This window comes from Pseudomonas sp. COW5, assembly GCF_026240005.1.
Classification (GTDB): Bacteria; Pseudomonadota; Gammaproteobacteria; order Pseudomonadales; family Pseudomonadaceae; genus Aquipseudomonas; species Aquipseudomonas kribbensis.
On the sequence record NZ_JAPHVP010000001.1, the window covers coordinates 506,699 to 520,043 of the forward strand.

Consider the following 13,345-nt stretch of genomic DNA (forward strand, 5'->3'; position numbering starts at 1 on the left):
GCTGCTTCTATCAGATATCCAGCAACAGACGAGCCGGATCTTCCAGCAGGTTCTTGATGGTCACCAGGAAAGTCACAGCTTCTTTGCCATCGATCAGACGGTGATCGTAGGACAGTGCCAGGTACATCATCGGACGGATAACGACCTGACCGTTGATGGCCATCGGACGCTGGATGATGTTGTGCATGCCCAGAATCGCTGCCTGCGGCGGGTTGACGATCGGGGTCGACATCATCGAACCGAAGGTACCACCGTTGGTGATGGTGAAGGTACCGCCGGTCATCTCGTCCATCGACAGCTTGCCGTCACGGGCCTTCTTGCCGAAGGTGGCGATGCCGCCTTCGATTTCAGCCAGGCTCATGTGTTCGGCGTTACGCAGAACCGGAACTACCAGGCCACGGTCGCTGGAAACAGCAACGCCGATGTCGGCATAACCGTGGTAAACGATGTCGTTGCCGTCGATCGAAGCGTTGACCGCCGGGAAGCGTTTCAGCGCTTCGGTGGCAGCCTTCACGAAGAACGACATGAAGCCCAGGCGTACGCCGTTGTGGGACTTCTCGAACAGGTCCTTGTACTTCGAACGCAGCGCCATGACTTCGGTCATGTCGACTTCGTTGAAAGTGGTCAGCATCGCCATGTTCGACTGGGCTTCAACCAGACGCTTGGCAACGGTGGCACGAACGCGGGTCATCGGAACGCGCTTCTCGATGCGGTCGCCAGCGGCGAACACAGGAGCGGCAGCGGCCGGAGCAGCGGCTTTCGGTGCAGCAGCCGGAGCGGATTTCTTCGCTTCAACAGCGGCAACCACGTCTTCCTTGGTCACACGGCCGTCTTTGCCGGTGCCTTTTACGGAAGCCAGGTTGATGCCGTTTTCTTCGGCCAGCTTGCGAGCGGCCGGAGCAGCGATCGCATCTTCGTCAGCGCCGGCAGCAGCCGGGGCAGCGGCAGCAGCGGCCGGAGCAGCAGCGGCAGCCGGTGCAGCGGCAGCAGCGCCGCCTTCAACGATGGAGCCCAGGACTTCGTCGGACAGGACGGTGTCACCCTCGCCCTTGACGATTGCGCCCAGCACGCCGTCGGCGGTCGCCAGCACTTCCAGGACGACCTTGTCGGTTTCGATGTCGACGATCAGTTCGTCACGCTTGACGGCGTCGCCCGGTTGTTTGTGCCAGGTTGCAACGGTGCCATCGGCAACCGATTCCGGGAAAGTGGGGGCTTTGATCTCGATAGCCATTGTCTGTGGTTCCTTAAATTCGGTTTCAGGTGCGCGAAGGCGTTAAACGGTAAACGCGTCTTGCAGCAGTTTTTCCTGCTGCTCGGCGTGCATCGATGCGTAACCACATGCAGGTGCAGCAGAAGCCTCACGGCCCGCGTACTCGAGTACGAGAGATTTGTTGAGGTTACTGATGCTGCGACGCAGGTGGTGCTGGCTGCAGTACCAGGCGCCCTGGTTCATCGGCTCTTCCTGGCACCAGACCGCCGCTTTGGCGTTGGTGTAAGGAGCCAGGACTTCTTTCAAGTCGTCCTCAGGGAACGGGTACAGCTGCTCGATACGCACGATGGCGATATCTTCGCGGCCTTCGGCACGGCGTTTTTCCAGCAGGTCGTAGTAGACCTTGCCGCTGCACAGAACCACGCGCTCGACCTTTTTCGGGTCCAGTGCATCGATTTCCGGGATAACGGTCTGGAACGAACCTTCGGCCAGATCTTCCAGCGTCGAGATTGCCAGTTTGTGGCGCAGCAGCGACTTCGGAGTCAGGACTACCAGCGGCTTGCGCAGCGGGCGGATCACCTGACGACGCAGCAAGTGGTAGATCTGCGCCGGAGTCGTCGGCATGCACACCTGAATGTTGTGCTCGGCGCACAGCTGCAGGTAACGCTCAAGACGTGCCGAGCTGTGCTCAGGGCCCTGGCCTTCGTAGCCGTGCGGCAGCAGCATGGTCAGACCGCAGAGACGGCCCCACTTGTGCTCGCCGCTGGTGATGAACTGGTCGATAACAACCTGTGCACCGTTGGCGAAGTCGCCGAACTGGGCTTCCCAGATCACCAGCGCGTTCGGCGTGGTGGTCGAGTAACCGTATTCGAACGCCAGAACCGCTTCTTCCGACAGGAACGAGTCGTACAGGTCGAAGCGTGGCTGACCTTCGTACAGGTGTTTCAGCGGAATGTAGGTGCCGGCATCTTTCTGGTTGTGCAGAACAGCGTGACGGTGCGAGAACGTACCGCGGCCGATGTCCTGACCGGTCATGCGGATCGGGTGACCTTCGAAAGCCAGGGTCGCGTACGCCATGGTTTCGGCATAACCCCAGTTGATCGGCAGGCCACCGGCTTGCATCTTCTGACGGTCTTCGTAGATCTTCGCGACCTGACGCTGAACCACGAAGCCTTCCGGAATTTCCAGCAGCTTGGCGGACAGTTCCTGCAGGGTCTTCAGATCGAAGCGAGTGTCGTGACGCGCAGTCCAGGCGTGGCCCAGATACGGACGCCAGTCCACGAACAGCTCTTTGTTCGGCTCTTTGACCAGCGATTTCACTACGTGCAGACCGTTGTCCAGCGCGTTGCGGTATTCGTCGACTTTCGCCTGAACACGCTCTGCGTCCAGCACACCGCCCTGGGTCAGACGATCAGCGTACAGCTCACGGGTGGTGCGCTGCTTGGTGATCTGCTGATACATCAGCGGCTGGGTGCCGCTTGGCTCGTCGGCCTCGTTGTGGCCGCGACGGCGGTAGCAGACCAGGTCGATCACCACGTCACGCTTGAACTGCATGCGGTAGTCGATGGCCAGCTGGGTCACGAACAGTACGGCTTCCGGATCATCGCCATTCACATGGAGGATCGGCGCCTGGATCATCTTCGCAACGTCGGTGGCGTACTCGGTGGAACGCGAGTCCAGCGGGTTGCTGATGGTGAAACCGACCTGGTTGTTGATCACGATGTGCACGGTACCGCCGGTCTTGAAACCGCGGGTCTGCGACATCTGGAAGGTTTCCATCACCACGCCCTGACCTGCGAATGCAGCATCACCGTGGATGGAGATCGGCAGTACTTTTTCGCCGGTCGCGTCGTTGCGACGGTCCTGACGGGCACGCACCGAACCTTCAACCACCGGGGAAACGATTTCCAGGTGGGACGGGTTGAACGCCATGGCCAGGTGAACTTCACCGCCGGCGGTCATCACGTTGGACGAGAAGCCCTGGTGGTATTTAACGTCACCGGAACCCAGCTCGACCTTCTTCTTGCCTTCGAACTCGTCGAACAGCTCGCGCGGGTTCTTGCCGAAGGTGTTGACCAGCACGTTCAGACGGCCACGGTGGGCCATGCCGATGACGACTTCCTTGGTGCCGTACGAGCCGGAACGCTGGATCAGTTCGTCGAGCATCGGAATCAGGCTTTCGCCGCCTTCCAGACCGAAACGCTTGGTGCCCGGGTATTTGGTACCCAGGTATTTTTCCAGGCCTTCACCGGCCGTCACGCGCTCGAGCAGGTGGCTCTTGATGTCGGCGGAGTATTCCGGACGGCCACGTACGCTTTCCAGACGCTGCTGGAACCACTGGCGCTGCTCGGAATCGGTGATGTGCGTAAATTCAGCGCCGATGGTGCGGCAATATGTCTGCTGCAACGCTTCGTGAATTTCGCGTAGGCTCGCTTCCTCTTTGCCGATGAACAGGTCGCCGGCACGGAAGGTCGTATCAAGATCGGCATTGGTCAAGCCGTAATGATTGATCGACAGGTCTGCAGGTGCAGGACGCTGCCACAGCCCCAGCGGGTCAAGCTGGGCTGCCTGGTGGCCACGCATACGGTAGGCCTGGATCAATCGCAGCACTTCAACTTGCTTCTTCTCGTGCTCACTGCTCACGCTGCCGGCGGAAACCGGTTGGGCGCGGCGCTGGTTCTTCGCCAGCAGCACGAAATGATCGCGAATTGTGGAGTGCGAAACATCGGTGGCAGAGCCGCCGTCGGCGGGCAGCTTCTGAAAGTAGGTGCGCCACTCTTCTGGCACAGCGTTAGGGTCGTGCAGGTAGAGCTCATAAAGCTCTTCCACATAGGCAGCGTTTCCACCTGAAAGGTAGGCGCTGTTCCACATGCGCTGCATCACGCTTTCTTGCATGCTTGGTCACCCTCGGTTAGGGGAACACCATCGGTGTCGACACCGAGCAAACTTGCAGAAGTCCGAATGCAGCGACCAAAACAAGCCACTTAGGATCACACTGATAGTCCGGGTACCAGCCCGGATGCCCCTGCTTGTCTCATTTCTTCAAAATAAGAGCCGCAGCTTATGGCTGTTGCTCTGGTTATAGCCAGGGCGCGGGTTGAAGCCCGCGCCTTGACCTGTACGGTGCAGCGATGCCGCTTTTTACAGCGGCAGTTACAGCTTCTGAATCACACGCCGCTCGAAAGCAGCATGTTACGGATGTGACCGATGGCCTTAGTCGGGTTCAGGCCTTTCGGACATACGTTGACGCAGTTCATGATGCCCCGGCAGCGGAAAACGCTGAACGGGTCATCGAGGGACGCCAGACGCTCGGACGTCTTGGTGTCACGGCTGTCTGCCAGGAAGCGGTACGCTTGCAGCAGTGCGGCCGGACCCAGGAATTTGTCCGGGTTCCACCAGAAGGACGGGCAAGAGGTCGAGCAGCAGGCGCACAGGATGCACTCGTACAGACCGTCGAGCTTTTCACGCTCTTCAGGGGACTGCAGACGCTCGATGGCCGGAGCCGGCGTGTCGTTCTGCAGGAATGGCTTAACCTTCTCGTATTGCTTGTAGAAGATGCTCATATCGACGACCAGGTCACGGATAACCGGCAAACCTGGCAGAGGACGGATGACCAACTTGTTACCTTTGACGACAGCGGACAGCGGCGTGATGCACGCCAGGCCGTTCTTGCCGTTGATGTTCATGCCGTCGGAGCCGCAAACACCTTCACGGCAGGAGCGACGATAGGAGAAACCTTCGTCCTGCTCTTTGATCAGGGCCAGCACGTCCAGCACCATCAGGTCCTTACCACCGGTATCGACCTGGAACTCCTGCATGAACGGCGCAGCGTCCTGATCAGGGTTGTAACGATAAACACTGACTTTCAACATGGCGGTCACCCTTAATAAGTCCGGACTTTTGGTTCGAAAGTCGGAACAGTCTTCGGCGAGAAGTTCACGGCACGCTTGGCGACACGTTTCTCACCCGGGAAGTACAGGGTGTGGCACAGCCAGTTTTCGTCGTCACGGTCTTCGAAGTCTTCACGGGCGTGAGCGCCGCGGGACTCTTTACGTACTTCGGCAGCAATGGCGGTAGCTTCAGCCACTTCCAGCAGGTTTTGCAGTTCCAGCGCTTCGATACGTGCAGTGTTGAACGCCTGCGACTTATCGTTGATCTTCACGTTGGCGATGCGCTTGCGCAGATCGGCCAGCTGGGCAATACCCTTCTGCATGTATTCGCCGGTACGGAACACACCGAAGTAGTTCTGCATGCAGCTTTGCAGCTCGCGACGCAGGGTAGCGACGTCTTCGCCGTCGGTACGGTTGTTCAGCGCGCTCAGGCGTGCCAGGGCAGCTTCGATGTTGGCTTCGGTGGCGTCATCGTATTCGATGCCGTCAGTCAGGGCTTTCTCGAGGTGCAGGCCGGCAGCGCGACCGAAGACCACCAGGTCGAGCAGCGAGTTGCCGCCCAGACGGTTGGCGCCGTGAACCGATACGCAAGCCACTTCACCTACGGCGAACAGACCTGGAATGATCTGATCCACGCCTTCGGCGTTCTGGGTGATTGCCTGGCCGTGAATGTTGGTGGCAACGCCGCCCATCATGTAGTGGCAGGTCGGAACAACCGGAACCGGAGCAACCACCGGGTCAACGTGCGCGAAAGTCTTCGACAGTTCGCAGATGCCAGGCAGACGGCTGTGCAGCACTTCCTCGCCCAGGTGGTCGAGCTTGAGCATTACGTGGTCGCCATTCGGACCGCAACCGTTGCCGGCGATGATTTCTTTAACCATCGAGCGGGCAACCACGTCACGACCAGCCAGGTCTTTGGCGTTCGGAGCATAACGCTCCATGAAACGCTCGCCGTGCTTGTTGATCAGGTAACCACCTTCACCACGGCAACCTTCGGTAACCAGTACACCGGCGCCGGCGATGCCGGTCGGGTGGAACTGCCACATTTCAATGTCTTGTACCGGCACGCCAGCACGCAGAGCCATGCCGACGCCGTCACCGGTGTTGATCAGGGCGTTGGTGGTGGAAGCGTAGATACGGCCTGCACCGCCGGTCGCCAGTACGGTGGCCTTGGCGCGGATGTAGGTGGTTTCACCGGTTTCGATGCAGATTGCGATCACACCGACGAAGTCGCCCGCGTCGTTCTTGACCAGATCGACAGCGTAGTACTCGTTCAGGAACGTGGTACCGGCTTTCAGGTTGCCCTGATAAAGGGTGTGCAGCAGCGCGTGACCGGTACGGTCGGAAGCGGCGCAGGTACGGGCAGCCTGCCCGCCTTTACCGTAATCCTTCGACTGACCGCCGAACGGACGCTGGTAGATACGACCGGTTTCGGTACGCGAGAACGGCAGACCCATGTGGTCCAGCTCGAAAACCGCAGCCGGGCCTTCCTGACACATGTATTCGATAGCGTCCTGGTCACCGATGTAGTCGGAACCCTTGACGGTATCGTACATGTGCCAGCGCCAGTCATCGTTCGGGTCAGCGGACGCGATGGCGCAGGTGATGCCGCCCTGGGCGGATACAGTGTGCGAACGGGTCGGGAAGACCTTGGTGATCACGGCAGTCTTGTGACCGCCCTGTGCCAGCTGCAGCGCAGCGCGCATGCCGGCACCGCCGCCACCAATGATGATGGCGTCGAAAGAAATCGTTGGAATGTTAGCCATGAATCAGATACCCCAGAGAATCTGCACACCCCAGACGAAGTAAGCGAACATCGCGACGCCGCATACTGCCTGGAAAAGGAAACGTACTGCAGTCGCGGACTTGCCCAGCGCCATCGGCGTCAGGTAGTCGGTCGCGATGGTCCACATGCCGACCCAGGCGTGAGCGCCCAGGGCAACCAGTGCCAGCAGACTGAAGATACGCATTCCGTTGTGGGCGAACAGGCCATGCCATTGTTCATAACCGATGCCCGGGTGAGCGGCGAGGTAGCCGATCAGGAAAATGAAATAAGCCGCGAGAACGACCGCAGACACGCGCTGTGCCATCCAGTCATAGAGGCCCGAACGCGAAAGGTTTGTAACGCTGGTTACCATATCCAAACTCCTGCCAGAACGATCAGCACCACGGAAACGGCGATGATCAGTTTCGAGCCCAGGCGGCCGCCTTCCAGCGTCTCACCGATGCCCATGTCCATGATCAAGTGGCGCACACCGGCAACCAGGTGATACAGCAGAGCGGACAGGAGGCCCCATGCTACGAACTTGGCCAGCGGGCTGGTCAAGCATGCCTTCACCTCGACATAACCTTCCTCGGAACCCAGGGATTTGCCCAATGCATAAAGCATGATGCCAAGGCCCAGGAAGAGGATGATGCCGGAAACACGGTGAAGAAACGACGTAACGCCGGTGATGGGGAGTTTGATGGTCCTTAGGTCTAGGTTTACAGGTCGTTGGCTTTTCACGGCTTTTTTTTCACACTGAAGAGCCCCTAACAATCAGGGCAAAGTTGTTGGGGAGTGCACTGGTCAGGTAACCACCACCCAGGGATGCGACCCCCAATGAAAGCAAGCCCAAAAGCCCTTGGCGGTCGGTCGCCGAGTATAGACAGTTAGGCTACTAATGACAACGCAATCGCCTACCCCCAATAGCTGATTGCACAAGTTGTATAAAAGGCGTAAATGGCAGGCAATTTCGAGGAAAAAGTGCGGTTAAAGCCTTCTGGAGCAAGACTTTAGGCAAATTGACATTCGAATTTATCTCACTATAGTGGTGCGGGCCCTGCGTGGGGGGTCTGTCTGATGATTTCAAGCATAAATAGGAGGCCACATGGCTGACAAAAAAGCGCAGTTGATCATCGAGGGCGCAGCCCCCGTCGAGCTGCCCATTTTAACCGGCACCGTTGGTCCCGATGTAATCGATGTTCGGGGCCTGACGGCCACGGGCCGCTTCACTTTCGACCCCGGTTTCATGTCGACCGCTTCCTGCGAATCGAAGATCACCTATATCGACGGCGACAACGGCATCCTGTTGCACCGCGGCTACCCGATCGAACAGCTGGCTGAAAAGTCGGACTACCTGGAAACCTGCTACCTGCTGCTGAACGGCGAACTGCCGACTGCAGAGCAAAAGGCCCAGTTCGTCGGCACCGTGAAGAACCACACCATGGTTCACGAGCAGCTGAAAACCTTCTTCAACGGCTTCCGCCGTGACGCCCACCCGATGGCTGTCATGTGTGGTGTAGTCGGCGCCCTCTCGGCCTTCTACCACGACTCCCTCGACATCAATAACCCGCAGCATCGCGAAATCTCCGCGATCCGCCTGGTTGCCAAGATGCCGACCCTGGCCGCGATGGTTTACAAGTACTCCATGGGCCAACCCATGATGTACCCGCGCAACGACCTGTCGTACGCGGAAAACTTCCTGCACATGATGTTCAACACCCCGTGCGAGATCAAACCGATCAGCCCGGTACTCGCCAAGGCCATGGACCGGATCTTCATCCTCCACGCCGACCACGAGCAGAACGCTTCGACCTCCACCGTGCGTCTGGCGGGCTCCTCGGGTGCCAACCCGTTCGCCTGTATCGCCGCCGGTATTGCCGCACTGTGGGGCCCTGCCCACGGCGGTGCGAACGAAGCCGTGCTGACCATGCTCGATGAAATCGGCGATGTCTCGAACATCGACAAGTTCATCGCCAAGGCCAAGGACAAGAACGATCCGTTCAAGCTGATGGGCTTCGGTCACCGCGTCTACAAGAACCGCGACCCACGTGCAACCGTGATGAAGCAGACCTGCGACGAAGTGTTGAAGGAACTGGGCATCCAGAACGATCCGCAACTCGAACTGGCCATGCGTCTGGAAGAGATCGCCCTGACCGACCCGTACTTCATCGAACGCTCGCTGTACCCGAACGTCGACTTCTACTCGGGGATCATCCTCAAGGCGATTGGCATTCCGACCAGCATGTTCACCGTGATCTTCGCCCTGGCACGTACTGTCGGCTGGATCTCGCACTGGAAGGAAATGCTCTCCAGCCCGTACAAGATTGGCCGTCCGCGCCAGCTGTACACCGGCTACGAGTCGCGTGACATTACCAAGCTGGAAGACCGCAAATAAGACCTGTCTTGCGATAACGTCTTGAGTTGTAACGGGAACGGCCTCCATGTGAATGGGGGCCGTTTTTGTTTGTTTCATCTCAGCGGCCTTTGGGCCGACTGGTTTTTTTGTTGATTGGGTACATATCCGTTTCTTCGGGTGCTGCCGCTGGCGGTTTCGCTCTTACAGCGAGTCACTTTTGACAAACGCCCGGAATGCCGGCCCAGTCAAAAGTAACCAAAAAGTCATGGCCCCGGCGTACGGCACTTCGCTTAGGCTCAGTGTTCCCTCGCTACGGTGTCCATCAGGGGGCATCGCCTACGGTTTGCTTCGCTGCACCTCCTCTCGATGTGTTTGGCTTCGCCAAACGGTCGCTGCGCTCCCACCCCGGATCAATCCCTCCACTCAGCCTGCCGACGGGCCTTGAGATCAAAAGCTTTACTCGAGCTAACGCTCATCGTTTTGAGTGGTGAGGGGCGGGTGTTCGGCTTTGGTTTTGTGGTGGATTTACCCCTCACCCCAGCCCTCTCCCCTAGGAGAGGGAGCCGATTGGCGTGCTTTTCAAAGCTTGAGTTCGACTCGGTATTGCACGTCGGAGCAACTCTCCCAAACAACTTGGTCGGTTCCCTCTCCCTCCGGGAGAGGGCTAGGGTGAGGGGCTCTTGACCTGGCTTTTGACGTAGCTTTTGATCTTCAGCCTCTTCGGCAGGCCGAGCGGAGGTGTTCATCAGGGGGTAGGCGCGCAGCGCCGTGCGGCGAAGCCGCATTCATCGAGAGGAGGTGCAGCGAAGCAAACCGTAGGCGATGCCCCCGGATCGATCCCGGAGCGAAGGAACCCCGAGCCTCAGCGAGGGGCCGTACGTCAGGGTAGAGACCTTTTGGTTACTTTTGGGGCGTTTGCCAAAAGTGACCCGCCGTAAGGGCGGAACCCTAGGAAGCCGTTACCGCAGCAACGGATATGTACTCAATCAAAAAGCCCACAAAAAAAACGCCCCAATCTCTCGACCAGGGCATTTTCCATTCAACTCAACCTACACAAAAAGCCTCAGTGCGAAACCGCCCCACTAGCCCCCAACCCCGTCTGCGAACGCACAAACTGCGGGAAGAACAGCGCACGCTCGTTCTCTGCCGCCGCCGACTTGTCGGTGATCGAGAAGAACCAGATCCCGATAAACGCAATGATCATCGAAAACAGCGCCGGATACTCGTAAGGGAAGATCGCTTTCTCATGATGCAGAATCTGCACCCAGATGGTCGGACCAAGAATCATCAGGCCCACCGCACTCACCAGACCCAGCCAGCCGCCAATCATGGCGCCGCGGGTGGTCAGTTTCTTCCAGTACATCGAAAGCAGCAGAACCGGGAAGTTGCAGCTGGCCGCAATGGAGAACGCCAGGCCAACCATGAACGCGATGTTCTGGCTTTCGAACAGGATGCCCAGGCCGATGGCCAGCACGCCCAGTGCGACGGTGGTGATCTTCGAAACGCGGATCTCATCCTTCTCGTTGGCCTTGCCCTTCTTGATCACGCTGGCGTACAGGTCGTGAGACACCGCCGAAGCACCGGCCAGGGTCAGGCCCGCCACTACCGCCAGAATGGTCGCGAACGCCACGGCCGAGATGAAGCCGAGGAAGATGCTGCCGCCCACGGCGTTGGCCAGGTGCACCGCCGCCATGTTGTTGCCGCCGAGCAGAGCGCCCGCTGCATCTTTAAAGGCCGGGTTGGTGCTGACCAGCAGGATCGCGCCGAAGCCGATGATGAAGGTCAGGATGTAGAAGTAGCCGATGAAACCGGTCGCATACAGCACGCTCTTGCGGGCTTCTTTCGCGTCGCTCACGGTGAAGAAGCGCATCAGGATGTGCGGCAGGCCGGCGGTACCGAACATCAGTGCCAGGCCGAGGGAGAACGCCGAGATCGGGTCTTTCACCAGACCGCCGGGGCTCATGATCGCTTCGCCCTTGGCGTGAACCTTGATGGATTCGGAGAACAGGGTGTTGAAGTCGAAGTTGACGTGCTTCATCACCATCAGCGCCATGAACGAGGCACCGGACAGCAACAGCACCGCCTTGATGATCTGCACCCAGGTGGTCGCCAGCATGCCGCCGAACAGCACGTACAGGCACATCAGGATACCCACCAGAATCACCGCAACGTGGTAGTCGAGGCCAAACAGCAGCTGGATCAGCTTGCCGGCACCGACCATTTGCGCGATCAGGTAGAACGCCACCACCACCAGCGAACCGCAGGCCGACAGCGTGCGGATCTGGGTTTGCCCGAGGCGGTAGGACGCCACGTCGGCAAAGGTGTATTTGCCCAGGTTGCGCAGGCGCTCGGCGATCAGGAACAGAATGATCGGCCAGCCCACCAGGAAGCCGATCGAGTAGATCAGGCCGTCGTAGCCGGAGGTGAACACCAGCGCGGAAATCCCCAGGAAGGACGCCGCCGACATGTAGTCACCGGCAATCGCCAGACCGTTCTGGAAACCGGTGATCTTGCCGCCCGCCGCATAGTAGTCGGCAGCCGACTTGTTGCGTTTGGAGGCCCAGTAGGTGATGCACAGGGTCGCGCCGACAAACACCACGAACATGACGATCGCGGAAACGTTGAGCGGTTGTTTGTGGACTTCGCCGGTGAGGGCGTCAGCGGCCCAGGCGGCTGGAGCGAACGCTGCGATGCTCAAAAGAGCCAGTAGACGCCGGATCATTGCTGAGCCTCCTTGAGAATCGCATTGTTCAGGTCGTCGAACTCGCCATTGGCGCGGCGCACGTAGATACCGGTCAGGATGAAGGCCGAGACAATCAGCCCGACACCGATGGGGATGCCCCAGGTGATCGATGAACCGGCACTGATCTTGGTCCCGAGCACTTGCGGCCCGTACGCAATCAGCAGGATGAATCCGGAGTAGAGCCCTAGCATGATCGCCGAGAGTATCCAGGCGAACCTTTCCCTTTTTTTCACCAGCTCCTTGAAGCGCGGGCTGTTCTGAATAGAGAGGTAAATGCTGTCGTTCATTGTTTTTATCCTCGCAGCACAGATTTTTATTTTTGGAACGTATCCACTGTATGCGGCTGCGAGCCGGCTTCCAGACGACCTTAGTAGTAGAACGCCATGGCGTTTTTGCCAATTTCCAGACGGCCCGAAAAAGGTGCGCATCCGCCATTAAAGGAAGGGCCATAAAAAAGGCCGCCCGACGTAAATGCCGGGCGGCCCTGGGAAGCGCAGACTAGACGCTTCGACTTATATTACTTGGTCCATTCAGCCACGCGGTCCGGATGTTTGGCGACCCAGTCCTTGGCAGCGGCTTCAGGTTTGGCACCGTCCTGAATCGCCAGCATGACCTGACCGATTTCGTCTTTGGAGGCCCACTGGAAGTTCTTCAGGAACTTCGCCACTTCCGGCGCCTTGGCATCCAGCTCCTTGCTGCCGATGCTGTTCACGGTTTCAGCCGCGCCATACACGCCTTTCGGGTCATCGAGGAAGCGCAGCTTCCACTTGGCGAACATCCAGTGCGGCACCCAGCCGGTCACGGCGATGGATTCGTTCTTTTTCTCGGCGCGGGTCAGCTCGGCGATCATGCCGGCGCCGGAACTGGCCTTGAGGGTGTAACCGGTCAGGCCGTAATCCTTGATCGCCTGGTCGGTCTTGAGCATCACGCCTGAGCCGGCGTCGATGCCGACGATACGATTCTTGAAGCTGTCGTCGGTTTTCAGGTCTTCGATGGATTTGGCTTTGACGTACTCGGGCACGATCAGGCCGATTTTCGCGTCCTTGAAGTTCGGGCCGTAATCGACGACCAGATCCTTGTTCTTCGCCCAGTATTCGCCGTGGGTCACCGGCAGCCAGGCCGACAGCATGGCGTCGAGTTTGCCGGTGGCAACGCCCTGCCACATGATCCCGGTGGCGACGGCCTGGAGCTTCACGTCGTAGCCGAGTTTCTGTTTGATCACCTCGGCCGCCACGTGGGTGGTCGCGACGCTGTCGGACCAGCCGTCAACGTAACCGATGTTCAGGGTCTGTTTTTCAGCGCTGGCGAAAGTGGAGCTCATCGCAAGCACCAGTGCGGCACCTGCGCCTAAAAGTCGTCGCATCTTCATCGTTACTTCCCC

Annotated in this window: 10 protein-coding genes; 1 reads left to right on the forward strand and 9 read right to left on the reverse strand. The window is 59.0% G+C overall.

What is annotated here, in order from left to right; translation table 11 throughout:
* Nucleotides 1-10: 10 nt before the first annotated feature.
* The 6 genes from odhB to sdhC all read right to left on the reverse strand — a co-directional run bounded on the left by odhB (nt 11) and on the right by sdhC (nt 7,606).
* Entirely contained in the window at nt 11-1,231 is a 1,221-nt protein-coding gene (odhB, locus tag OQ248_RS02215) for a 2-oxoglutarate dehydrogenase complex dihydrolipoyllysine-residue succinyltransferase (protein ID WP_114881938.1), read from the reverse strand.
* 42 nt (nt 1,232-1,273) lie between these two features.
* Complete coding sequence (locus OQ248_RS02220; RefSeq protein WP_085710549.1) at nt 1,274-4,105, reverse strand: 2-oxoglutarate dehydrogenase E1 component; 2,832 nt, start codon at nt 4,103-4,105, stop codon at nt 1,274-1,276.
* Between the two features lie 272 nt (nt 4,106-4,377).
* Nucleotides 4,378-5,082 carry a succinate dehydrogenase iron-sulfur subunit gene (locus OQ248_RS02225; protein WP_065260469.1) on the reverse strand — a complete coding sequence of 235 codons (705 nt, stop codon included), beginning with the start codon at nt 5,080-5,082 and terminating at the stop codon, nt 4,378-4,380.
* An 11-nt stretch (nt 5,083-5,093) separates the two neighbouring features.
* Nucleotides 5,094-6,866, reverse strand: coding sequence for a succinate dehydrogenase flavoprotein subunit (gene sdhA / locus OQ248_RS02230; RefSeq protein ID WP_085710547.1), 1,773 nt, complete (start codon nt 6,864-6,866; stop codon nt 5,094-5,096).
* A gap of 3 nt (nt 6,867-6,869) precedes the next feature.
* The gene (gene sdhD / locus OQ248_RS02235) at nt 6,870-7,238 is read right to left on the reverse strand and encodes a succinate dehydrogenase, hydrophobic membrane anchor protein (RefSeq protein ID WP_085710546.1); all 369 of its coding nucleotides are present in this window, start codon (nt 7,236-7,238) and stop codon (nt 6,870-6,872) included.
* Entirely contained in the window at nt 7,232-7,606 is a 375-nt protein-coding gene (gene sdhC, locus OQ248_RS02240) for a succinate dehydrogenase, cytochrome b556 subunit (RefSeq protein WP_011333113.1), read from the reverse strand. Before sdhC ends, sdhD begins: the two co-directional genes overlap by 7 nt.
* Nucleotides 7,607-7,970: 364 nt before the next feature.
* Here sdhC and gltA point away from each other — a divergent pair, with 364 nt between their 5' ends.
* Nucleotides 7,971-9,260 (forward strand): citrate synthase, encoded by a 1,290-nt coding sequence (gltA, locus tag OQ248_RS02245; RefSeq protein ID WP_007959044.1) that lies wholly within the window; start codon nt 7,971-7,973, stop codon nt 9,258-9,260.
* Between the two features lie 1,024 nt (nt 9,261-10,284).
* On the opposite strand, the gene OQ248_RS02250 is transcribed toward gltA, so the two are convergent.
* The 3 genes from OQ248_RS02250 to OQ248_RS02260 form a co-directional block, all read right to left on the reverse strand.
* Nucleotides 10,285-11,943 (reverse strand): cation acetate symporter, encoded by a 1,659-nt coding sequence (locus OQ248_RS02250; RefSeq protein WP_085710542.1) that lies wholly within the window; start codon nt 11,941-11,943, stop codon nt 10,285-10,287.
* Nucleotides 11,940-12,251, reverse strand: a complete 312-nt coding sequence (locus OQ248_RS02255; RefSeq protein WP_085710541.1) for a DUF485 domain-containing protein — start codon at nt 12,249-12,251, stop codon at nt 11,940-11,942. The genes OQ248_RS02250 and OQ248_RS02255 overlap by 4 nt, the downstream gene beginning before the upstream one ends.
* A 230-nt stretch (nt 12,252-12,481) precedes the next feature.
* Nucleotides 12,482-13,333 (reverse strand): glycine betaine ABC transporter substrate-binding protein, encoded by an 852-nt coding sequence (locus OQ248_RS02260; RefSeq protein ID WP_085710539.1) that lies wholly within the window; start codon nt 13,331-13,333, stop codon nt 12,482-12,484.
* Between the last annotated feature and the right edge of the window lie 12 nt (nt 13,334-13,345).